At 67.2% G+C, this 20,934-nt stretch carries 19 protein-coding genes and 1 riboswitch; of the genes, 11 read left to right on the top strand and 8 right to left on the bottom strand.

Translation table 11 applies throughout. The features are described 5' to 3' along the window. From F6S12_RS22480 to F6S12_RS22460, 5 genes are all read left to right on the top strand, one after another. On the top strand, positions 1-159 hold a 159-nt coding region (locus F6S12_RS22480; RefSeq protein ID WP_074245582.1), incomplete at its 5' end, for an aldehyde dehydrogenase family protein. 275 nt (positions 160-434) lie between these two features. Beyond that, a complete protein-coding gene (gene pqqA, locus F6S12_RS22475; RefSeq protein ID WP_011060521.1) occupies positions 435-506 on the top strand; it encodes a pyrroloquinoline quinone precursor peptide PqqA in 72 nt (23 codons plus the stop codon). Positions 507-567: 61 nt separating this feature from the next. After that, the gene (pqqB, locus tag F6S12_RS22470; protein WP_161467260.1) at positions 568-1,482 is read left to right on the top strand and encodes a pyrroloquinoline quinone biosynthesis protein PqqB; all 915 of its coding nucleotides are present in this window, start codon (positions 568-570) and stop codon (positions 1,480-1,482) included. Positions 1,483-1,701: 219 nt separating this feature from the next. After that, positions 1,702-2,865: an alcohol dehydrogenase-like regulatory protein ErcA gene (gene ercA / locus F6S12_RS22465; RefSeq protein WP_011060523.1), complete on the top strand. Its 1,164-nt coding sequence runs from the start codon at positions 1,702-1,704 to the stop codon at positions 2,863-2,865. Then, entirely contained in the window at positions 2,849-4,576 is a 1,728-nt protein-coding gene (locus tag F6S12_RS22460) for a NahK/ErcS family hybrid sensor histidine kinase/response regulator (RefSeq protein WP_015635023.1), read from the top strand. The genes ercA and F6S12_RS22460 overlap by 17 nt, the downstream gene beginning before the upstream one ends. Positions 4,577-4,620: 44 nt before the next feature. Here F6S12_RS22460 and F6S12_RS22455 read toward each other — a convergent pair whose 3' ends face one another. Further along, positions 4,621-5,169 (bottom strand): YniB family protein, encoded by a 549-nt coding sequence (locus F6S12_RS22455; protein WP_065363546.1) that lies wholly within the window; start codon positions 5,167-5,169, stop codon positions 4,621-4,623. Positions 5,170-5,333: 164 nt separating this feature from the next. Between F6S12_RS22455 and F6S12_RS22450 the strand changes: the two genes are divergently transcribed. The 4 genes from F6S12_RS22450 to F6S12_RS22435 all read left to right on the top strand — a co-directional run bounded on the left by F6S12_RS22450 (position 5,334) and on the right by F6S12_RS22435 (position 10,256). Further along, positions 5,334-6,002: an ABC transporter ATP-binding protein gene (locus F6S12_RS22450; RefSeq protein WP_315869340.1), complete on the top strand. Its 669-nt coding sequence runs from the start codon at positions 5,334-5,336 to the stop codon at positions 6,000-6,002. Position 6,003: 1 nt separating this feature from the next. Beyond that, positions 6,004-8,484 carry an ABC transporter permease gene (locus F6S12_RS22445; protein ID WP_315869339.1) on the top strand — a complete coding sequence of 827 codons (2,481 nt, stop codon included), beginning with the start codon at positions 6,004-6,006 and terminating at the stop codon, positions 8,482-8,484. After that, positions 8,474-9,559, top strand: a complete 1,086-nt coding sequence (locus F6S12_RS22440) for a lipocalin-like domain-containing protein (RefSeq protein WP_011060528.1) — start codon at positions 8,474-8,476, stop codon at positions 9,557-9,559. The genes F6S12_RS22445 and F6S12_RS22440 overlap by 11 nt, the downstream gene beginning before the upstream one ends. Before the next feature lie 109 nt (positions 9,560-9,668). Beyond that, on the top strand, positions 9,669-10,256 hold the full coding sequence (locus F6S12_RS22435) for a hypothetical protein (protein WP_026020035.1): 588 nt from the start codon (positions 9,669-9,671) through the stop codon (positions 10,254-10,256). 269 nt (positions 10,257-10,525) lie between these two features. Here the strand turns inward: F6S12_RS22435 and F6S12_RS22430 are convergent, their stop codons facing one another. After that, entirely contained in the window at positions 10,526-10,912 is a 387-nt protein-coding gene (locus F6S12_RS22430; RefSeq protein WP_065363547.1) for a hypothetical protein, read from the bottom strand. 184 nt (positions 10,913-11,096) lie between these two features. On the opposite strand from F6S12_RS22430, the gene F6S12_RS22425 reads away from it, so the two are divergent. Continuing rightward, positions 11,097-11,462 carry a hypothetical protein gene (locus tag F6S12_RS22425; protein ID WP_011060531.1) on the top strand — a complete coding sequence of 122 codons (366 nt, stop codon included), beginning with the start codon at positions 11,097-11,099 and terminating at the stop codon, positions 11,460-11,462. A 12-nt stretch (positions 11,463-11,474) separates the two neighbouring features. Here F6S12_RS22425 and F6S12_RS22420 read toward each other — a convergent pair whose 3' ends face one another. From F6S12_RS22420 to F6S12_RS22410, 3 genes are all read right to left on the bottom strand, one after another. Further along, positions 11,475-12,896 carry an FAD-binding oxidoreductase gene (locus tag F6S12_RS22420; RefSeq protein ID WP_169894047.1) on the bottom strand — a complete coding sequence of 474 codons (1,422 nt, stop codon included), beginning with the start codon at positions 12,894-12,896 and terminating at the stop codon, positions 11,475-11,477. Between the two features lie 140 nt (positions 12,897-13,036). After that, complete coding sequence (locus tag F6S12_RS22415; RefSeq protein WP_315869338.1) at positions 13,037-14,431, bottom strand: VOC family protein; 1,395 nt, start codon at positions 14,429-14,431, stop codon at positions 13,037-13,039. A gap of 135 nt (positions 14,432-14,566) precedes the next feature. Further along, a complete protein-coding gene (locus tag F6S12_RS22410; RefSeq protein ID WP_015635032.1) occupies positions 14,567-15,493 on the bottom strand; it encodes an alpha/beta fold hydrolase in 927 nt (308 codons plus the stop codon). A gap of 236 nt (positions 15,494-15,729) precedes the next feature. Between F6S12_RS22410 and F6S12_RS22405 the strand changes: the two genes are divergently transcribed. Beyond that, on the top strand, positions 15,730-16,812 hold the full coding sequence (locus F6S12_RS22405; RefSeq protein ID WP_315869337.1) for a diguanylate cyclase: 1,083 nt from the start codon (positions 15,730-15,732) through the stop codon (positions 16,810-16,812). A 199-nt stretch (positions 16,813-17,011) separates the two neighbouring features. Here the strand turns inward: F6S12_RS22405 and F6S12_RS22400 are convergent, their stop codons facing one another. The 3 genes from F6S12_RS22400 to F6S12_RS22390 are packed head-to-tail and all read right to left on the bottom strand — an operon-like array spanning position 17,012 to position 20,611. Next, positions 17,012-17,929 carry an ABC transporter substrate-binding protein gene (locus tag F6S12_RS22400; protein ID WP_053157547.1) on the bottom strand — a complete coding sequence of 306 codons (918 nt, stop codon included), beginning with the start codon at positions 17,927-17,929 and terminating at the stop codon, positions 17,012-17,014. Further along, on the bottom strand, positions 17,922-18,674 hold the full coding sequence (locus F6S12_RS22395; RefSeq protein WP_011060537.1) for a (2Fe-2S) ferredoxin domain-containing protein: 753 nt from the start codon (positions 18,672-18,674) through the stop codon (positions 17,922-17,924). The genes F6S12_RS22400 and F6S12_RS22395 overlap by 8 nt, the downstream gene beginning before the upstream one ends. 11 nt (positions 18,675-18,685) lie before the next feature. Beyond that, a complete protein-coding gene (locus F6S12_RS22390) occupies positions 18,686-20,611 on the bottom strand; it encodes a TonB-dependent receptor plug domain-containing protein (protein ID WP_210458827.1) in 1,926 nt (641 codons plus the stop codon). Positions 20,612-20,762: 151 nt separating this feature from the next. After that, positions 20,763-20,934, bottom strand: a riboswitch (cobalamin riboswitch). This riboswitch is flagged as partial in the annotation.

Below are 20,934 nucleotides of genomic sequence, written 5' to 3'. Positions count from 1 at the left end.
TGGACCAACTGCTACCACCTGTACCCGGCCCACGCCGCGTTCGGTGGCTACAAGAAATCCGGCGTGGGCCGCGAGACCCACAAGATGATGCTCGACCACTACCAGCAGACCAAGAACCTGCTGGTGAGCTACGACATCAACCCCCTGGGCTTCTTCTAAGGGCAACAACAGGCGCGGTGGTTGGGTGCCGCCGCGCTTGTGCGGGACGGACACGGGGAGGGCTCATGGGTGGGCACCTCCCCGTGTGCGTTGTGGGCGCAGCACCGCCAACCCTGTAGGAGCCAGCTTGCTGGCGAAGAGGCCCGCAAGACCACCCCCATTTCCCCCTACCAACGCACCCCGCCGGTTCGTCCCAAAGTAGCATTCGGCCCCCGCGCTCCCCGTGCATTAATGCCGCTACCGGAATCCCCCGGCACAACAAGAGGCTTGACCCCATGTGGCATAAACCCGCGTACACCGACCTGCGTATCGGCTTTGAAGTGACCATGTACTTCGCCAACCGCTGAGCCGTCCCGCTCCGGCCGGTACTGGTGTCGGCCGGAGCCTTTTGCCCTTCAGGAGCACGTCATGCATATCCGCATTCTCGGTTCCGCGGCGGGGGGCGGTTTTCCCCAGTGGAACTGCAACTGCCGTAACTGTGCCGGCGTGCGCAACGGCACGCTGCGGGCCCGGCGCCGCACCCAGTCGTCCATCGCCCTGAGCGACCAGGGCAGCGAGTGGATCCTGTGCAACGCCTCCCCGGACATTCGCCAGCAGCTGGAGTCCTTTCCGGTGCTGCAACCGGCTCGACAGCTTCGGGACACCGCCCTGGCCGGGGTGATCCTGCTGGACAGCCAGATTGACCATTGCACCGGCCTGCTCAGCCTGCGCGAAGGCTGCCCGCATCAGGTCTGGTGCACCGAGATGGTCCACCAGGACCTGTGCAGCGGCTTCCCCCTGTTCAACATGCTCAGCCACTGGAACGGCGGCTTGCAGTGGCAGCCCATCCACCTCGATGGCCGGGAATTCAGCCTGCCGGCCTGCCCGGACATCGCGCTGCGGGCGATTGCCCTGCGCAGCAGCGCGCCGCCGTATTCGCCCCATCGCGGCAACCCGCACCCGGGGGACAATATCGGCCTGTTCATCGAGGACCGGCGCAGCGGCGCCAGCCTGTTCTATGCCCCGGGTCTGGGGCAGGTGGATGAGGCCCTGCTGGCGTGGATGGACCGCGCCGACTGCCTGCTGGTGGATGGCACCTTGTGGCGCGACGACGAGATGCGCCTGTGTGAAGTGGGCGACAAGCTGGGCAGCGAGATGGGCCATTTGGCGCAAAGCGGCCCCGGCGGCATGCTTGAGGTGCTGGAGCGCTTTCCTCGGGCGCGCAAGGTGCTGATCCACATCAACAACACCAACCCGATCCTCGACGAGGACTCCGCCGAGCGCGCCGAACTGACCCGCCGCGGCATCGAAGTGGCGCATGACGGCATGGACATCCAGCTCTGACCCGCACGCCGCACACCGTAGGAGCCAGCTTGCTGGCGAAGGGGCCCGCAAGACCGCCTTCGCCGGCAAGCCGGCTCCTACAGTGCGTTGGGGGCCGCCAGATCGCCCTCGCCGGCACTCCGGGCCGGATCACCACCACCCAATGGTCGGATTGCTTTCAGCAACGGATGCTTTAGGCTGGCGTTCTTCTCCAGAACAATAAGAAAACAGGCTTCCCCCATGGGCCAGAATCTCAGTCTGCTGCGCAAGTTCGTCTCTCCGGAAATCATCTTTGGCGCCGGTTGCCGGCACAACGTCGGCAACTATGCGAAGACCTTCGGTGCGCGCAAGGTGCTGGTGGTCACCGACCCCGGGGTGATCGCCGCCGGCTGGGTCGCCGATGTCGAGGCCAGCCTGCTGGCCCAGGGCGTCGAGTACTGCCTGTACAGCGCGGTGTCGCCCAACCCGCGGGTGGAGGAGGTGATGCACGGCGCGCAGATCTACCGGGAAAACGCCTGCGATGTGATCGTCGCGGTCGGTGGCGGCAGCCCCATGGATTGCGGCAAGGGCATCGGCATCGTCGCCGCCCACGGGCGCAGCATCCTCGAGTTCGAGGGGGTGGACACCATCCGCATGCCCAGCCCCCCGCTGATCATGATCCCGACCACTGCCGGCACCTCGGCGGATGTCTCGCAGTTCGTGATCATCTCCAACCAGCAGGAGCGGATGAAGTTCTCCATCGTCAGCAAGGCGGTGGTCCCTGATGTGTCGCTGATCGACCCGGAAACCACCCAGGGCATGGACCCGTTCCTGTCCGCCTGCACCGGCATCGACGCCCTGGTGCATGCCATCGAGGCTTTCGTTTCCACCGGCCACGGGCCGCTGACCGATCCCCACGCCCTGGAAGCCATGCGCCTGATCAACGGCAACCTGGTGCAGATGATCGCCAACCCCTCGGACATCGCCCTGCGCGAGAAGATCATGCTCGGCAGCATGCAGGCCGGGCTGGCGTTCTCCAACGCGATCCTCGGCGCGGTGCATGCCATGTCCCACAGCCTGGGGGGCTTTCTCGACCTGCCTCACGGGCTGTGCAACGCGGTGCTGGTGGAGCATGTGGTGGCCTTCAACTACAGCGCGGCGCCGGAGCGATTCAAGGTGATTGCCGAGACTTTCGGCATCGACTGCCGCGGGCTCAACCAGCGGCAGATCTGCGGGCGCCTGGTGGAGCACCTGATCGCCCTCAAGCGCGCCATCGGCTTCCACGAGACCCTGGGCCTGCATGGGGTCAGCAGCAGCGATATTCCGTTCCTCTCGCAGCACGCAATGGGCGACCCATGCATCCTCACCAACCCTCGTGAATCCAGCCAGCGTGATGTCGAGGTGGTCTATGGCGAGGCCCTCTGACGAACAGCAACGGGCCCTGGCCGGGCTCTTGGGGCTGGGCAACCACTCGGCGCGCAAGAGCCATTACCCGGAACTGGCGGCGCGCCTGGAAGACCTGGAAACCGAGCGCAACCGCTACAAGTGGCTGTTCGAGAACGCGGTGCACGGTATCTTCCAGGCCAGCCTGCAGGCCGGCATGCGTGCCGCCAACCCGGCCCTGGCGCGTATGCTGGGGTATCAGGACCCCCAGGAAGTGCTGTTTTCCCTGGCCGACCTGGCGGGCAATCTGTTCGTGGGCGGCGCCGGGGAACTGGCGGCCATCGGCGAGCAGTTGCAGAACCAGCGCAGCCTGCTGGGTTACGAAACCCAGCTGCGGCGCAAGGACGGCAGCAGCATCGATGTGCTGATGAACCTGTTGCTCAAGCCCGACCAGGACGGGCTGGTGGAAGGGTTCGTCGCCGACATCACCGAGCGCAAGCTGGCCCAGCAGCACCTGGAACAGCTCAACGACCAGCTGGAGCAGCGGGTGGCGGCGCGCACCGATGAGTTGCTGGACGCCAACCGCAACCTGCAGCAGCAGATCGCCCGGCGCGAGCGCATCGAGCGCGACCTGCGCGAGGCCCGGGACGCCGCCGAGGCGGCCAACCGCAGCAAGGACAAGTACCTGGCCGCCGCCAGCCACGACCTGCTGCAACCTCTGAATGCCGCACGCCTGCTGATTTCCACCCTGCGCGAGCGCAGCCTGCCGGCCCCGGAGCAACTGCTGGTGGAACGCACCCACCAGGCCCTGGAAGGCGCCGAGGACCTGCTCACCGACCTGCTGGATATTTCCAGGCTCGATCAGGCGGCGGTGAAGCCGGACCTGGCCACCTACCGCCTGGATGAAATGCTCGCGCCCCTGGTTTCCGAGTTCCAGTCGGTGGCCGAGGCGGCGGGGCTGGGGCTGCGGGTGCGCTTCGGTGACTTTGCCCTGTTCACCGACTTGCGGCTGATGACGCGGATCCTGCGCAACTTCCTCAGCAATGCCTGCCGCTACACCGAGCGCGGCAGCATCCTGCTGGCGGCGCGGCGCCGGGGCGACCAGTTGCGGCTGGAGGTGTGGGATACCGGGCGCGGCATTGCCGCCGACCGCCTGGAGTCGATTTTCCTGGAGTTCAACCAGCTGGATGTGGGCCGCGCCGCCGACCGCAAAGGGGTGGGACTGGGGCTGGCGATTGTCGAGCGCATCGCCAAGATCCTCGGCTATCGGGTGCAGGTAGCGTCGCGGCCGGGGCACGGTTCGCGGTTCAGCATCGAGGTGCCATTGGCGGCCCGGGTGCCCTTGCCCTTGAGCCAGCAGGCGCCGCAGCCGGGCACCGGCAACCCGCTGCCGGGGCGGCGCCTGCTGGTGCTGGACAACGAGTTGAGCATTCTTGAAAGCATGGCCGCGCTGCTCGGCCAGTGGGGCTGCGAGGTGCTGACCGCCACCGATCAGGCCGCGGCCCTGGAGGTGCTGCAGGGCCGGGCGCCGGAGTTGATCCTGGCGGACTTTCACCTGGATCACGGGGTCACCGGCTGCCAGGTGGTCAGGCGCTTGCGCGAGCATTTCCAACAACCGCTGCCGGCGGTGATCATCACCGCCGACCGCAGCGACCAGTGCCGCCGCGCCTTGCAGCAACTGGGCGCGCCGCTGCTCAACAAACCGGTGAAGCCGGGCAAGTTGCGGGCCGTGCTCAGCCAGTTGCTGGGCTAGTGGTGGCAAGGGGGGGCGGCCAAATCGATGCGCCGGCGCGGAGCTCAGATGATGCGCAGCATCCACAGCAGGCCCAGGTAGACCGCTGCACCGCCCAGGGGCCAGACCAAAAGCAGGCGGGTCTGGCTGAAGAACGGTGGCGCGGCCTCCACCAGGGTCGAGTCCTCCAGCTGTTGCAGGGTCTTGGCGGGTACGCCTTCCTCGACCGGGGCGTTGATCTGGGCCTCGATCAGCGGTTCCACTTCCTCGACCTTGCGCATCAGCATCCGGCCTGAGGTGAACAGGGCGGCGCCGACGAAGATCAGCAGGTAGATCAGCAGAAACTTCCAGTGCACGGAGTTGCTCAGGCGGATGAAGTCGGGGGTCGGGCTGTTGTCCCAGAGCCAGTTCAGGGGGCGGGTGTTTTCCCAGACCATGAGGGTGAACTGCTCGATCGGGCGGTTGATGGTGCGCGCCATGGCGGTGTAGCTGTCCAGGCGCCAGTGGAGCATTTTCAGGGTCGAGAAAAAGGTCGAGATCAAGGCACCGGTAAACAACAGTGCGCCTGCGGCGATGTACAGCCGGTACTGCAATTGGGCCCTGGTGTAGGTCATGGGTGCTTCCTGCAATGAACAAACGGGCCGCAATACTATATTCCGTGGCCGCTGGGCGATAGGGGCGCGCCCTGGTTCATCGGTTGCCGCGCTGCAGGTTTGCGCTGGTGCCATGGGCGACACGGGTTATCCTTGAGCCCCCTTCAGGTCGGACGAGTCAGCCCATGCTGGAAGTACAAGGAGTGTTCAAGAGCTATGCCACCCCCCAGGGGCCGCTGGCGGTGCTGCAGGGTGTCGATTTGCATCTGGGGCAGGGCAGCAGCCTGGCGCTGATGGGCGAATCCGGCAGCGGCAAGAGCACCTTGCTGCATCTGGTGGCCGGGCTGGACCAGGTGGATGGCGGCAGCATTCGCATCGGCGCCCAGCGCCTGGAGCGGATGAGCGAAAGCCAGTTGGCCAACTGGCGCTGCACCGAAGTCGGCCTGGTGTTCCAGCAGTTCAACCTGATCGGCAGCTTGCGGGTCGAGGACAACCTGGGCTTCCAGGCGCGCCTGGCCGGGCGCTTCGATCCGCGCTGGCAGGCGCAGTTGGTGGAGCGCCTGGGCCTGGGGGGCTTGCTGCGCCGCTACCCCGAGCAGTTGTCCGGCGGCCAGCAGCAGCGGGTCGCTTTGGGCCGGGCCCTGGCGTCGAGGCCCGGGCTGTTGCTGGCCGATGAGCCCACCGGCAGCCTCGATGAAACCACCAGTGACCAGGTGCTGGATTTGCTGCTGGAATTGCTGGCCGACAGCCCCACCAGTTTGCTGATGGTGACCCACAGCCAGCGCGTGGCCAGCCGTTTGCAACACACCGTGGTCCTGCAGCGTGGCCGCCTGGCCGCAGCGGGCGGGGCCTGAGATGCGGGTGCTGCGTGGCACCTTGCAGGCGCTGTTGAGCCACTGGCGCCAGCACCCGGTGCAGTTCTTCAGTGTGCTCACCGGTTTGTGGCTGGCCACCAGCCTGCTGACCGGGGTCCTGGCCCTCAACAGCCAGGCCCGGGACAGCTATGCCCGGGCCAGCCAGCTGATCGGCGGTGAACCCCAGGCCAGCCTGGGCACGGCCACTGGCGCAAGCTTTGCCCAGCAATGGTTCGTCGACCTGCGCCGGGCCGGCTGGCCGGTGTCGCCGGTGCTGCAAGGGCGGGTGCAGTTGCAGGGCTTCGAGGCGCTGCGCCTGCAACTGATGGGCATCGAGCCTTTGTCCTTGCCCGCCGGTTCCGCAGTGGCCGGCAAGCCACTGGCGATGCAGCAGGTGGTGGAATTCTTCAGCCCGCCGGGGCGTACCTGGGTTGCCCCAGAGACCCTGGCCAGCCTCGGCTACCGCGAGGGCCAGCAGCCCCGGGCCAGCAATGGCCGGCTGCTGCCGCCGTTGCAGGTGCAGGCGGACATGGCCCCGGGGCTGCTGCTGATGGACATCGGCTTTGCCCAGCAGGTACTCGACCAGCCGGGGCAACTGAGCCGCCTGCTGCTGCCCCGGGACTTTGCCGCCCGCGCGCCGCCCTTGCCGGCCGAGCTGGCGGGGCAACTGGTGCTGCATTCGGGCGAATCGGAAAACACCCTGGCGCGCCTGACCGAGAGCTTTCACCTGAACCTGGATGCCTTGGGTTTCCTGTCCTTCGTGGTCGGGCTGTTTATTGTGCATGCCGCCATCGGCCTGGCCCTGGAGCAGCGTCGTGGCCTGTTGCGGACCTTGCGCGCCTGCGGGGTCAGTGCGCGGCTGCTGATCTTCAGCCTGATTCTGGAACTGGGGGCCCTGGCGCTGCTGGGTGGAGTGGCGGGGGTCATCAGCGGCTACCTGCTGGCCGGGCTGCTGCTGCCGGACGTGGCCGCCAGCCTGCGCGGCTTGTACGGCGCCGAGGTGGCGGGGCAGTTGAGCCTCAGCCCCGGGTGGTGGTTCAGCGGTATCGGCCTGAGCCTCTTGGGGGCCTTGCTGGCCGGCGCCGCCAGCCTGCTGCGGGCGGCGCGCCTGCCGCTGCTGGCCCTGGCCAACCCCCAGGCCTGGCATCAGGCCCATGCCCGCTGGCTGCGCCGCCAGGGTGCGGTGGCCGTAGTGGCGCTGTTGCTGGCCCTGGCGGCGTGGCAGTGGGGCGACAGCCTGGCCAGCGGCTTTGTGCTGATGGCGGCCTTGCTGCTGGCGGCGGCCCTGGGCCTGCCGGTGCTGCTCGATGCGGTGCTGGGGGCCTTGCTCGGGCGCCGGCGTGGGGTGCTGGGGCAGTGGTTTCTTGCCGATTGCCGCCAGCAACTGCCGGCCCTGAGCCTGGCCCTGATGGCGCTGCTGCTGGCGCTGGCGGCGAATATCGGCGCCGGCAGCATGACGGCAGGGTTTCGCGAAACCTTCAACGACTGGCTGGAGCAACGCCTGAGCGCCGAGTTGTATGTCAATCCGCAGAGCCCGGAGCAGGCCCGGCAGTTGCTGGACTGGTTGCCGCAACAGGCCCAGGTTGTCGCTGTGCTGCCCAGCTGGCAGGTGGCGTTGCAGGTGCAGGGTTGGCCGGCGGACCTGTATGGGGTAATCGACCATCCCAGCTACCGCCAGCACTGGCCGCTCCTGGAAAGCGACGGCGCCGAGCCCTGGGCACAACTGGCGAGCCAGGACACCCTGATGCTCAGTGAACAGCTGGCCCGACGTCTGAAGGTGCGCCCCGGCGACCGCCTGAGCCTGCCGGTGCCCGCCGGGCAGTGGGCGCCCCGGGTGGTGGGGATCTACGCCGACTATGGCAACCCCAAGGGCCACCTGCTGGTGAATGCCGGGCACTTGCTGGCGCATTGGCCAGCGCTGACGCCGAGCCGTTTCAACCTGCGCCTGGCGCCGGGAGCGATGCCCGGGCTGGTCGGCGCCTTGCAACAGCAGTTCGCCCTGGACGACAGCCGGATCATCGATCAGGCCCGGCTCAAGGGCTGGTCGCAGCAGGTCTTCGAACGCACCTTCGCCGCCACCGCCGCCCTCAACAGCCTGACCCTGGGGGTGTCCGGGGTGGCGCTGTTCATCAGCCTGCTGACCCAGAGCCAGAGCCGGCTGGGCCAGCTGGCGCCGCTCTGGGCCCTGGGGGTGGGGCGGCGTCAACTGATGCTGCTGAACCTCGGGCAGACCTGGCTGCTGGCCTTGCTCACCCTGGTCCTGGCGCTGCCGCTGGGCATCCTCCTGGCCTGGTGCCTGGACAGCGTGATCAATGTCCAGGCCTTTGGTTGGCGCCTGCCGTTGCGGGTGTTCCCCGGGCAGCTTCTGCAACTTTTGGGCCTGGCCATGCTGGCGACTCTGTTGGCATCGGCCTGGCCGCTGCTGCGTTTGTACCGCGCGCAACCGGCGGACCTGCTGAGGACTTTTGCCCATGAAGACTGATGTGTTGGGCCGGGCCCTGGCGGGGTTGCTGCTGGCGCTGCTGGCCGGTTGTGAACAGCCCGCCGAGCCGCCCCAGGGTTTCGCCGGCCTGGGCAGCGAGGCCGCGGCCTTCACCCCGGTGCTGCCGGGGCGCAGTTTCAGCTTTCCTGCCGACCACGGTGCCCATGACGGGTTTCGCATCGAGTGGTGGTACCTCACGGCAGACCTGAGCGACGCCCAGGGCCGCCACTTCGGCGTGCAGTGGACGCTGTTTCGCAGTGCCCTGCGGGCAGCTCCCGAACAGCCGGGCTGGGGCGCGCCGCTGGTGTGGCTGGGCCATGCAGCGGCCACTTCGGCCCAGAGCCACCACGCCGCCGAGCGCTATGCCCGGGGTGGCGTCGGCCAGGCCGGGGTGATCGCGCAGCCGTTCCAGGCCTGGATCGACGACTGGCAGTTGAGCACCCTGAACAGCGCCGGCGACCCCCTGGCGCGGATGCAGGTGCAGGCCGCGGGGCCGGGGTTCGCCTATCGCCTGCAACTTTCCAGCAGCCGGCCGCTGGTGCTGCAGGGCGAGGGCGGCTACAGCCGCAAGTCCGACCAGGGGCAGGCCTCCTACTACTACAGCCAGCCGTTCTTCCAGGCCGCGGGGGAGTTGCAGATCGATGGCCAGCGCTATCAGGTCAGCGGCCCGGCCTGGCTCGACCGGGAATGGAGCAGCCAGCCCCTGGGCGCGGACCAGAGCGGCTGGGACTGGTTCTCTCTGCACCTGGACAGCGGCGAGCGGCTGATGCTGTTCCGGGTCCGCGAGCGGGACAAGGCGCCCTATATCACCGGCACCTGGATCAGCACCGATGGCCACACCCAGAGCCTGGGGAAGGAGCAGATCCAGTTGCTGCCGCTGGCCCAGTCCAGGGTCCAGGGCCGCAGCCTGCCCACCACCTGGCAACTGAAGATCCCCGCCAAGGGCCTGGATATCACCACCCGGGCCCTGAACCCCCAGGCCTGGATGAACCTGAGCATTCCCTACTGGGAAGGGCCGCTGCAATTCGCTGGCAGCCACAGTGGCAGCGGCTACCTGGAGATGACCGGTTATTGAGGGCGCCGCGACGCTTGCACCCATCCCCCCGGTGAAAGCTGGCAGGGCGTCTATGCTCAAGGGCCTGACTGAAAGTCAGTGTGTTTCTCAACCACAAGGAATGTTCATGATGAAAACCCTCAATACCCTGGCCCGCGCCATCGCCCTGGCCACTGTGCTGGGCACCGCCAGCCTTGCCGCACACGCCGCCGATATCCCGCTGTCCGGGGCCATCGAGGCCGATCAGGTGGTGACCAAGGTCCTGTCGGTGGACGCTGCCAAGCACCAGGTGGTGCTCGAAGGCGCCGGGGGCAAGCCGGTGCATGTGCAATTGAGCGATCAGGCCAAGGACCTGGGCCACCTCAAGGTCGGCGATCAGGTCAAGGTCACGGTCACCCACTCGGTGGTGGCGGTGCTCGACACCGACGTTGAAAAGGGCAAGCCCGATTCCAGCGAAGCCAGCGGCGTGGTCCGCGCTACCGCAGACAACCCCAACCCCGGCGGCGCGGCCTATCGCCAGGTGCAGGTGCAGTTGAAGATCACCGCCATTGACTTGAAGAAAAACCAGCTGACCTTCGAAGGCCCGGCGGGCAACAAGAAAGTGGTGAGCGTGGAGAAACCCGAAGTCCAGCAGCGCCTCAAGGACCTCAAGGTGGGCCAGAGCGTGCTGGTGACCTACACCGACATCCTGCAGGTCAGCACTGCCCACGAAGGCTGAGGGGGCAGGACTGAGCGGGGGAGGCAATGGGCAATCGGGTTAACTGCACCGTGCAGTTTTATTCAGAATCTGCCCACGGACTTTCCCCGCCAGTTGCACTAGAATGCCAACCGTTCGCCCGGTGCAAGGGCTCTTTACCGGTGCAAGGATTGCCAAGGCCAGAGCACTGGGCGAACACCTTTCCCTGTCGCGTCCTGCGACTTTCCCGCTTTACATCACCCTGAATCGACCCTGGCTGGATGCTCCGGCGCGAGCCTGCCGTGCTCCCTCTACAGTGCCACCGGACTCAAGCTGACCTGGCGTGCAAGCAGGCTGACGAAGCCGCCTGGCTGCGCGTGGCCACCCTGCAGCGACAGCAGGACGATGTTCGGACCTATGGCCAGCGCCGCGACAGCCTCGTCTTCCCGGGGCAGCAACTGCCCGGTGACCCGCAGCCCCGCCTGTTCCCGGCTGATGCGTGGCCTGTCCTGGGTCGCGGCCCACAGGTTGTGATCCCAGACAAAATCGTCCTCCAGGCTCAACTCCACCTCATGCACCTGGCCCATTTGTGGCGGCGTGCCCAGCCATTGGCCCCGGCCTTCGCCGAACGCACTGCTGAAATTGACCCACAGGCTATGGTCGGCTTCTACATGGAGGGTGTTGAGGGTGATACGCATGGCCAATCCTTTCCTTGGTACTGCGGGTTCAAGAGGCGTCCAGCCGGCTTTCCGGGGGGGCGGCCGGCCTGGATGGCAAGCGGCCACTGCGCTTGTTATTGCACACTGCGCGGGCCTTCAACAGAATGCGCGATTGCCCGACCGGGACAGGTCGAGGGCGGTGAATGATAGCGGAGATCCTGGATTGATCTGGTTAAAACGTTTGCTCATGTCGGTGGGCGTACTGGCGCTGGTATTGCTGGCGGTGGTCGTGTTCAAGAACGGCTTCTCCACGACGCCGGCCCATGTATTGGCCGAGCACCCTGATGCGCGGTGGCAGGGGGGCCCCGATGGTGGGCATTACATTGAGATCACCCGCTCCGAGCCGCCTTATTTCTTTGTGCAGGTGCGTCATGAAAGTGGCGACTTGTGGGATGAGGGCTGGCTCAAGTACGAGGACGGCGACGCCAGCGCCCTGACCACCGACAAGGTGCTGGCCTTCGACGGTGATGGAGTGATTTACCTGCAGCAACGTAAGGTATTGGCGCCACTGCGCTCCGCGGCCCATTGATGGCCCCCAGCCTTAAGGTTGGGCAGCCCCATCCCCTGTGGCCCCCAGCCCATAGGCATCCCACAACTTGTTGCGGAACTTGTTCTGCGGATCGACCCGGGCCTTCAGCGCCAGGAACTCCCCGGCCCGTGGATAGGCCGCGCGAAACTGCTGGGCCGTGGCGTGGATCTGGTACGGCAGGTAGTAGCTGCCGCCGCGCTCGATGGCGCTGTCCACCAGGGCGCGGGTCCATACGCCGACTTTTTCCCGTTCCTCTGGCGCGGTGCTCTGCTGGTAGTACAGCACCAGGGCGAAGACCTCGGTCTTGGCCCAGGCCAGCAGGGTGCCGGGGTCGGCCTTGGCGTGGCGGATCGACAGGTTGATCACGTTGACCTTGTGCGCCCGCAGGGTCGCGCCCATCTCCTGGACGAAGCTTTCCAGCTGGTCGGGGGGCACGAAGTATTCCTGCAGCACGTAGGTGCGCTTGGCCCGGGAGTCGGGTTCCAGTTCACGCACATCGAGGCTGGCTTCGTGGTTGCGCCAGGACACTTGCGGTTTTTTCAGCACCAGGGGGTCGATCACTTCCTGGCGCAGGGTCTTGCCGCCGGGCCACTGGCTCACCACTTTCAGGGCCTTCTGTTCTTTCCAGTAGTTCTGGTCCAGGGGCGTGAGGCGTTCCTTGACCGTGACCGGCAGGTCGGTCTGGCTGTAGGAAACCGCGCGCAGGGTCTGGTACTGGTCGGGGTAGAGCACGGCGTTGTGCAGGATGACCTTGGGGTTGTTCTGGATCCGGGCCTGGAAGTAGGGGCGGTAGTCCCCCAGGGGCATCTCGTCGACGCTACGCAGCAGGCGCACGTTGTCGCTCAGTTGCAGGGTGGCTTGGACGATCACCCCCAGGCCGCCGTAGCCGCCGATGGCGCCGTAGAACAGGTCGCGGTTGTGCTGCGGGCTGGCGTCCACCACTTGGCCGTCGGCCAGCACCAGCTTGATGGATTTCACCGAGCTCACCAGCGGGCCGTAGCCGATGTAGCGGCCATGGGCGTTGACGCTCAGGGCGCCGCCGACGGTGAAGTTGGCGTAGCTCTGCATGATGCTCACGGACAGGTCGTGGGGGTCGATGTAGTCCTGCACGGCGCGCCAGGTGATGCCCGGCTGCACGGTGATTTCCTTGCGTTCCTTGGAGAAGTCGAGCACCCGGTTGAAGCCGCGCATGTCGATCTGCAAGGCCTGTTCGGTGGCGGTCTGGCCGCCCATGCTGTAGCGCCCGCCGCCAATGGCGATAGGGCCGGGGTGCCCGGCCACCAGCTGGACGATCTGCTCCAGGCGGGTGGGGCGCACCACCTGGTCCACCACTATGGGGTTGAGCTGGGTGATGTCGTTGACGGTTTCTGCGGCGTGGGTGGGGAGTGCGCCGCCGAGTGCCGCGCATAAAAACAGGCCGATCGCGAATCTCATTCGCCGTGTCCATCCCTGGTGGTGGCGCGCCGCTGATGGGGGCGCAAGTGGCGGCAGAATAACGCCGCGACGGGTCCATGACCATGGGGGCAGCGCACCGGCTGCAAGGCCGGCATCGACCCGCGGGCCTGCCTTGCGCCTTAGAGCGTCGGCAGGCCCAGGGTGGCGGCGCAGTGCTCCAGGGAGCGCTGCTGGGTCTGGGCGTAGAGCAGCAGTTCGTCGAGGGTGGGGCGGCCCAGGGCGGCTTCGAACGCCTGGCGGTTGGATTGCCCGGCGTAGTGGCTCTGGCTGTCGTCCCCCAGGTTGGACTGGAAGATCCCGGCGGCGCTGACCGGCAGGAAATCTTCATACACCAGGGGTTCGGCGCTCAGGTGCCCGGCCGCCAGCAGCGCTGCCAGGGTGGTGGGCCGCTGGGGCTGGTTGCGCGCGGCCAGCCCGGTTTCGCTGACGAAGTAGCGAAAGTAGGCCAGGCCCTGTTCGCGCATGGCCGGGTGGCTGTCGGGAAATTCCCTGAAGTGCTCTTGCATCAGTTGGTTGTAGCGTTGGGCATTGGCTTCGTTGGGGAAGTCGCCCAGGGCGTCGCGGGCGGCGTTCAGCAGGCGGTCGTAGAGCTCGCGGCCCTTGGGGGTCAGCGCCGCGCCGCGCTGTTCGATCTCGCCGAAACGCGCGCTGTGGCTGCCCTGGCTCTGGGCCTGGTCGGTGAAGGCCACGGATTCCTCCAGGGCCTTGAAGCTGGTCTGGCGCAGCAGGATCGGGCATTCCCGGCGTGGCGGGCCTTCGATCACCGCCTTGGGGGTGATGCCGCGGGCAGGCATCAGCCGTTGGACTTCATCGATGTCCAGGGTGCGCGGAGTCAGGTGGTTGATGTGCGGGCCCTTGAAGGCCACCACGTCGGCGATCAGCCGGTGCTGGGCGCTGAGGCTGGCGTACTGGGCGGCGGTCACCGTGGCGTGGTGGTGCCAGCGGAAGGTTTCCAGGGCCTGGCGGATAAAGCGCTCGGCGTCTTCGGCGTCCAGGCCTCCGGCAGCCTCGGCCTGCTGGATCAGTTCCAGCACCTGGGGGGTGAAGATCTGGCGCCGGGCCAGGACCTGTTCGGCAAAGCTGCGCAGCTCCGGGTTGTCGATCAGCTCCAGGCGCAGCAGCGAGGTGAAGACCCGGAACGGGCTGACTTGCAGGGCCGCTTCGTGCACCGCGCGAAAGGCCGTGGAATGCACCGGCACCCCGGCGGGGGTCAGGTCGTAGTAGCCCACCGGCTGCATGCCCATCACCGCGAACAGCCGGGCCAGGGTCGCCAGCTCGGCGGCGCTGCCGACGCGGATCGCGCCGTGGCGCTCCAGGTCTAGGCGCTGCAACTCGCCGCTGCTCTGCAGGTGCCGGGCAAGCGCCGGCTGCTGCTCCAGGACCTGGGCGTTGACTTCGGCCACCAGCTCCATCAGGGCGCCGTAGAGCGGCACCTCCTCGCGGTACATGTCCGACATCGCCCGGGAAAATCCCTGGCGGATCAGGTCCGGGCTGACGAAGTGCTGGTGGCTCATGAACAGGCTTCCCGTGGCAGAGGGGCGAGGCGTGAAAGGGCGGGTCGGCCTCGATTCTGCTGGGCCTGCCCGAGGCTGACAAACGAAGTTTCCTCTGAACTTCATTCTGCAAATGAATGCATGAGCGGGCCGCTGTCAGTGCCGCTGGCGTTCCAGGAACTGCTGGTACAGCCGGGCACTGCGCACCGGGCGTTCGACCATGGGCATATGCCCGATGCCCTCCCAGAGTTGCACCTGGGCCTGGGGCAGGCCCTTGGCCCAGACCTGGGCGCTGCTGGGGTGCAGCAGGCGGTCCTCGCGGCCCCAGAGCAGCAGGGTCGGGGCCTGGATCTTCGCCAGCTCGGGCTCCATGGGCGGGCTGGCCTGGAGCTCGGCGAAGATCCGCGCCAGTTGCCCGCGGCGCGCCTGATAGCGTTCGGCGATGGCCGCCAGCACTGCTTCGGGCACCCAGGGCGGGGTGGCCATGGTCAGGCTGTAGAAGTGCTGGAAGTCGGCGCGGGAGCGGACCAGGAAGGGGTTCTTGCCCTGTTCCAGCAGGTGCTGCAGGTCGCTGGTCTCGGGGGCTTCGACGCCGGCCGGGTCGAACAGCGCCAGGCCGCTGATCCGTTGCGGGGCATGGGCGGCCAGCCAGGCGGCGATATAGCCGCCCATGGAGTTGCCGATCACCTGCACCCGCTGGATGCCGCAGGCGTCGAGCAAGCGCAAAAGGCGCTGGGCCTGGGCCGGAACGCGGTAGTCCTGGTGGGCGGCATAGGCGGTTTCGCCATGGCCGCCCAGGTCCGGGATCAGCAACCGGTAGTCGCGGTTGAAGTGCCGGGCAAAACGCAGCCAGATGCTCTTGTCCGCGCTCAGGCCGTGCAGCAGCAGGATCACCGGCGCCTGGGCCGGGCCGCCCTGGTAGGTCATCAGGGTCTCTTCGCCGATCTGCACCGGGACTTTCTGCAGTCGGTACAGGCGTGCTTCCAGGGCCACGCTGGCGTCGTACAGCAGGTGGCCGATGCGCGGGTAGGTGCGGTAGCACCAGAGTGCGGCAAGGAGCAGCAGGACCAGGATCACCAGCATCGGTGGCCTCCAGGGGCAGGGTGGATCGGCTCAGGGGCGGCGCGCGCCGTGCTCGCCACTGCGAAGTCGGTTATCGGCCGCCCCTCAGTTATAGCCAAATATTCCCCACCTGCTGGCGCTGGCAGGCCGAAACTGGGCGTTGGCAGTGATGGCGCTTTGAAACGCGACTGATAGACTTTCACCGGTTGCTTGCCACCCGCTCGTTCCACCTTTACCCATTGCTGATCGGAGGCGACTTGCTCCCTGCGCAGGACACCAGAGGGAAGGGACTGTCATTGGCCAGGAGGCTTTATCGGTCACGGACCCTGGGCCTGGCCCTGGGGTTTTTCTGCGTGGCCGCGGGGATGGCGCCCCTGCAACCGGCGCCCTGGGTCTGGGGCTTCATGCTGTTCAATGCATTTGCCTGGCCGCACCTGGCCTACCAATGGGCGCGGCTGGCCCGGGTGCCGTTTCGTGCCGAGTACCGCAACCTGCTGGTGGATTCGCTGCTGGGGGGCTTCTGGGTCGGCGCGATGCACTTCAATCCGCTGCCGCTGGCCACCACCCTGGGGATGATGGCCATGAACAATATGGCCCTGGGCGGGTTACGTTTCTTCCTCGCCGGCAGTGCGGCCCAAGTGCTGGGCATGGGCGTTGCCCTGTGGCTGTTCGGGCCGGCGTTTGTCGCCCAGACCACCCCTGAGCAGGTGTATGCCTGCCTGCCGATGCTGACCCTGTACCCGCTGGCCCTGGGCTACATCTGCTATCAGCAGGCGGTGACCCTGGGCCGGCATAAGCGCGAGCTGCTGGCCCTGAGCCGCACCGACAGCCTGACCGGGCTGCTCAACCATGGCGCCTGGAAGGACCAGTTGGAGATCGAGTTCCAGCGCTGCAAGCGCCAGGCCCATGGTGGTGCCATCGCCCTGATCGACATCGACCACTTCAAGGCCATCAATGACACCTACGGCCATGTGGCCGGGGATGTGGTGCTGCGCCAGTTGAGCAAGCTGCTGCGCCAGAACCTGCGGGTCAGCGACCAGGCCGGGCGTTATGGCGGCGACGAGTTCTGCGTGATCCTGCCGGACGTGCCCCTGGCTCATGCCGCCGAACTGATGGAGGCCCTGCGCGGTCGTTTTGGGGCCCTGGGCTATGAACAGAGCCCGGCGCTGCAGGTCAGCCTGAGCATCGGCCTGGCGGCCTTCAACCCCCTGCACGACGACGCCATGGGCTGGTTCAACGATGCCGACCAGGCCCTGTATGCGGCCAAGACCTGCGGCCGCAACAACGTCACCTGCCACCCGCCGGAGCAGCCGTCCAGGCGTTTGCTCAACTCCCTGTAGCCGCTGTTCCTTGTGTCCCGCGAAGGCGTCTGTGGGTACGCCGCCGGGTCGGGGGTGTTCCCTTCGCCGGCAAGCCGGCTCCTACGGGGGGCTCGCTGGTGGTTGTAGGAGCGGGCTTGCCCGCGAAGGCGTCTGTGGGTACGCCGAGGGATCGGGGGTGTTCCCTTCGCCGGCAAGCCGGCTCCTGCGGGGTGTGGGGTCAGTCGTGGGTGGGGTGCAGGCGCCGGGCCAGTTCCAGGGCGGTGCGGCCACTGGCGATGCCCGGCACCAGTCGGGCGAAGGGGATGTCGATCAGTCGGTCTTCGCGCACTGCGCGCAATCGCGACAGCACAGGGTCGCTGTGCAGCAGCTGGCGTTTGCGCCGGGCCGGGGACCACAGGGCGTCGGCCAGGAGCATGGCGTCGGGGTCGTTGGCCAGCAGGGTCTCGCTGTCCACGGTCAGGCGCGGGCGGTCGATGGCGGCAAAGCTGTTGCGTGCACCGGCCGCTTGCAGCAGCACGCCGACAAACCCGCGCTGACCCTGGCTGGCCAGGCCGTTGACTTCGCTGTCCAGGTAGAACACCGAAGGCGTCGGGCGCCCGCGGTACAGGGCCGCGGCGGCCTCCAGGTCTGCATCCATCTGGCCCACCAGTTGCTGCGCGCGGGCCTCCTGGCGCAGCAGCCGGCCCAGGGTCAGCAGGTCGCGGCGGATATGCCCGAAGTAGTCCTGGTCATGCCCGGCGCAGGCCGATTCCAGCAGGTAGCTGCCTACGCCTATGGCCTCCAGGCGTTGCCGGGAGCTGAAGTTTTCCGGGAAGGCCGAGGCGAAGCCGCCCACCACCAGGTCGGGTTTCAGGCTATAGAGCACTTCTGCCGACGGGTACTGGCGAGCGATGACCGGCACGCCGTGGTAAAGCCCTTCGGCCTGGGCCTGGCCATCGTCGTCCAGATAGGCGACGCCGATCATCGACGGCCCGGCACCCAGGGCCAGCAGCAGGTCGGCGCTGTGCTGGTTGAGGGCGACGATGCGCTGGGGCGGGCCGTCCACCGTCCAGGTCCGGCCACAGTTCTGGTAGCTGTGCGCCAGGGCCGGCAGGGCCGCCAGCCACAGCAGCAGGCCGAGCAGTCTGCTAGGCATCCGCGGTTCCTCCGTAGGGCGCGGGAATCCGTAGGTCCGCCACCGGTTCGCCCTGGACCAGGTGCTGCTGGACCAGGCGCAGCACCTCGCCGTCATCGCGCACCCGGTACCAGCAGCCGTCCGGGTGCACGGTGAGTACCGGCCCCAGGTTGCACGGGAACTGGCAGGCGGTGCGGGTCAGCAGCACGCCACCGGGCGTCTCCATGTGCTCCAGGCGCAGCAGTTCGCGGCGCAGGGTCTTCCACAGCGCCAGGGCGCCGCGCCGCACGCAGCGCGGGCCGGTGCACAGGAACACCTGGCGGGCATGGGGCGGCACCCGCGACCAGTCCGGGTCGCTCTGCACCGCGTTGACGTTGTCGCAGGCCAGGTGGCGCTCGCGCTGGCCGATGCTGGCGCAGGCCAGGGCCGCGTCCAGCCCGCGCCGGCCCAGGGCCTGGGCGGTGATCCACAGCCGCGGTGCCTGGGGGTGGGCTTGGGCCAGGCGCCCCAGCTCATCGCGCAGCCAGTCCAGGTAGGCACTGTCGGAGCTGGGTTCCAGGTCCACCACCAGCAGCTTCGCGCCGTCCTCGGGCAGGGCTTCGCCCAGCGCCGCCCAGAGGCTGTCGAAGCCGTCCAGGGTGTCGATCACCCGGGTGTCGGCGCCGTCGCCGCGCAGGGCCTGGAGCTCCTTGCGAAAGGCTTCGCCGAGGGCGCCGCCGTGCAGGCCGGGGCCGACGAACAGCACCCGTTGATAGTTCTCATGCATGTCGGTCGGCCTCAGAAGCGGTAGGTGTAGCGCACTTCGGTGGTGAAGGGTCGCCCCAGGTTGTCCACCGAGGGCGAGGTGCTGGTCATGCTGGTGCTGTAGTCGCGGTCGAACAGGTTCTCCACCAGTAGGCTCAGGCGGTGCTGCTGGGCCGTATCCAGGTAGCGATAGGCATCGGCGTCGACCACCGAATAGTGGCCGTAGTCGACGTTCTTCGGGCTGTCGATCTGGCCGATGTAGCGGACCGCACCACCCACGCCCCACATCCGGTCCGGGGCTTCGAAGCCCAGCCGCGAACGGGCGAAGAAACCGGGGATGTTGCTCAGGGTCACGCCGTTGCGCGACTCCACCAGGTTGCGGGTCATGTCCGCCTGCAGGGTCCATTGCGGGCTGAACTGCCAGCGCCCGTCGAGTTCGATGCCGCGCACCTTGATCCGGCCCTGGCCGTTGCTCCAGACATCGTTGGCGTCGAGGGTGATCAGGTCGTCGATCTTGCGGTGGAAGGCGCTGACGCTGGCGTTGAATTCGCCGGCCAGCAGGCTGCCCTTGTAGTCCAGGCCGAGCTCGGCATTGAGGCTCTTTTCCGGCTTGAGGTCGGGGTTGCCTTTTTCGTAGTCCTCGTTGGCGTACAGCTGCTCGGCGTTGGGCAGCTTGAAGGCGCTGCCGTACTGGCCGCGCAGTTGCCAGTGGGGCGTCAGGTCGTAGAGCGAGGTGAGCATGCCCACGGTGGCGCTCTCGCCGCCGCTGATTTTCTCGTGGCGCACGCCCAGGCTCGGGTGCCAGTCGGGCAGGGCGTCGAACACCGGGCGCAGCTGGGTGTACAGGGCATTGGCCTGGGCCTGCTTGTTATCGATCTTGAGCACGTCGTCCTGGCCCTTGAACCACTGGTTGTCGGTGCCCAATACCAGCACGTGGCCGCCGTCCAGCTCGGCCTTGCCCTCGGCCTGCAGGCCCCAGTCGGTGAAGCCCCAGTAGTCGTTGTGGTTGCGCACCTTGAGGCTGGCGTCGTCGAGGCTGTCGATCCTGGTGTAGCGGGTGTCCCAGTCGTTGACATGGCCCTTGACGAAGTAGCTGAAGCCTTCGTCCAGGCGCTGCTCGAAGGTCGCGGTGGCGATCTGCTGGATGCGGTCGTTGGTGGTTTTCCGGTTGTTCACCGGGCGGGCGAAATCCAGGTTGGCGTCGCTGTACTGGTAGAACAGTTCCAGCCGCGAAGCGTCGCCAAGGCCCTGGATCGCCTTGGCGCCGAAGGTGGTCACTTCATAGCTGCGTTTCTTGTCCCGGGTGTTGGCGTTGTAGGCGCTGTTGCGAAATGGCTGGTAGCCATCGGAGACGTTGTGGCTGACATAGGCCAACAGCCCGAGCTCGCCCAGGCCGTTGCTGAGGATCTGCTCGGCGCGGGCGTCGCCGCTCCTGCCCATGAAACTGTCCAGGCCCAGGTTGACCTCGCCGGAGACGTCGCGGGTCTGCGGGCTGCGGGTGACGATGTTGATCACCCCGGACACCGCCTGTGTACCGAACAGCAGGCTCTGGCCACCCTTGAGCACCTCGATGCGCTCGATGGCGTTGGCCGGCAGGGTATCCAGGTACAGGCCGCCGTACAGGCGGTTGTTCAGGCGCACGCCGTCCAGCAGGATCAGGGTGTCGTCGTTGCGCCCGCCCAGCAGGGAATAGGTGCCGTAGTCGAAGGGGCCATTCTTGGGCGCCACATACAGCCCCGGCACGTACATCTGCAGGACCCGGGTGATGTCGCTGCTGGGGCCGGCGCGTTCGATCTGCTGGCGGTCGATGATCTCCACCTTGCTGCCGTACCGGGCCATTTCGGCCACCGTGGTGGACTCCACCGAGGGGGCGGAAACAAATTGCCGGTCCAGCGTCAGGGGGCTGTCGTCCGCCAGCAGCAGGGGGCTGAACAGGCAGCCGAGCAGGGCGCCGCTCATGGTGCGGCCAGGTGCACGCCAGTCGCGTGCAAGGAAAGCGTCAGGTGTTGTCATTGTTGGTCTTCTCGAAAGTGTCTTCGGGAAGCACGCAGGAGAGGGTATCGGCCACGGGCACGCGACCATACCGGCCCATGCCCGCCCACCGCAGGATTGCCAAACAGACGTCACAGGCCGGTCTCCGGGCTTGCGAGTCTGGCGGCATTCGCCTTCCCATACCTTGGGTACAGTGGCCTGTTGAATGCAGCACTCGCTTACCGTTGCGGGGGCAGCACCGGACTTGCCCGAAAAGGGGCGCACCGGTTTCCCGTTTCACCTCCTGCACG

It is taken from the genome of Pseudomonas sp. JV245A, from assembly GCF_032424515.1.
In the GTDB taxonomy this organism is placed as follows: domain Bacteria; phylum Pseudomonadota; class Gammaproteobacteria; order Pseudomonadales; family Pseudomonadaceae; genus Aquipseudomonas; species Aquipseudomonas protegens.
This window is presented reverse-complemented; position numbering and strand designations above follow the sequence as displayed.

Excerpts from the sequence above, each read along its gene's own strand:
- F6S12_RS22450 (WP_315869340.1), top strand. The coding sequence starts at position 5,334 with ATGCTGGAAGTACAAGGAGTGTTCAAGAGCTATGCCACCCCCCAGGGG.
- F6S12_RS22410 (WP_015635032.1), bottom strand. The coding sequence starts at position 15,493 with ATGCTGGTGATCCTGGTCCTGCTGCTCCTTGCCGCACTCTGGTGCTAC.
- F6S12_RS22455 (WP_065363546.1), bottom strand. The coding sequence starts at position 5,169 with ATGACCTACACCAGGGCCCAATTGCAGTACCGGCTGTACATCGCCGCA.
- F6S12_RS22395 (WP_011060537.1), bottom strand. The coding sequence starts at position 18,674 with ATGCATGAGAACTATCAACGGGTGCTGTTCGTCGGCCCCGGCCTGCAC.
- F6S12_RS22415 (WP_315869338.1), bottom strand. The coding sequence starts at position 14,431 with ATGAGCCACCAGCACTTCGTCAGCCCGGACCTGATCCGCCAGGGATTT.
- F6S12_RS22460 (WP_015635023.1), top strand. The coding sequence starts at position 2,849 with ATGGCGAGGCCCTCTGACGAACAGCAACGGGCCCTGGCCGGGCTCTTG.
- F6S12_RS22390 (WP_210458827.1), bottom strand. The coding sequence starts at position 20,611 with ATGAGCGGCGCCCTGCTCGGCTGCCTGTTCAGCCCCCTGCTGCTGGCG.
- F6S12_RS22435 (WP_026020035.1), top strand. The coding sequence starts at position 9,669 with ATGAAAACCCTCAATACCCTGGCCCGCGCCATCGCCCTGGCCACTGTG.
- F6S12_RS22430 (WP_065363547.1), bottom strand. The coding sequence starts at position 10,912 with ATGCGTATCACCCTCAACACCCTCCATGTAGAAGCCGACCATAGCCTG.
- F6S12_RS22445 (WP_315869339.1), top strand. The coding sequence starts at position 6,004 with ATGCGGGTGCTGCGTGGCACCTTGCAGGCGCTGTTGAGCCACTGGCGC.
- F6S12_RS22400 (WP_053157547.1), bottom strand. The coding sequence starts at position 17,929 with ATGCCTAGCAGACTGCTCGGCCTGCTGCTGTGGCTGGCGGCCCTGCCG.
- pqqB (WP_161467260.1), top strand. The coding sequence starts at position 568 with ATGCATATCCGCATTCTCGGTTCCGCGGCGGGGGGCGGTTTTCCCCAG.
- ercA (WP_011060523.1), top strand. The coding sequence starts at position 1,702 with ATGGGCCAGAATCTCAGTCTGCTGCGCAAGTTCGTCTCTCCGGAAATC.
- F6S12_RS22440 (WP_011060528.1), top strand. The coding sequence starts at position 8,474 with ATGAAGACTGATGTGTTGGGCCGGGCCCTGGCGGGGTTGCTGCTGGCG.
- F6S12_RS22420 (WP_169894047.1), bottom strand. The coding sequence starts at position 12,896 with ATGAGATTCGCGATCGGCCTGTTTTTATGCGCGGCACTCGGCGGCGCA.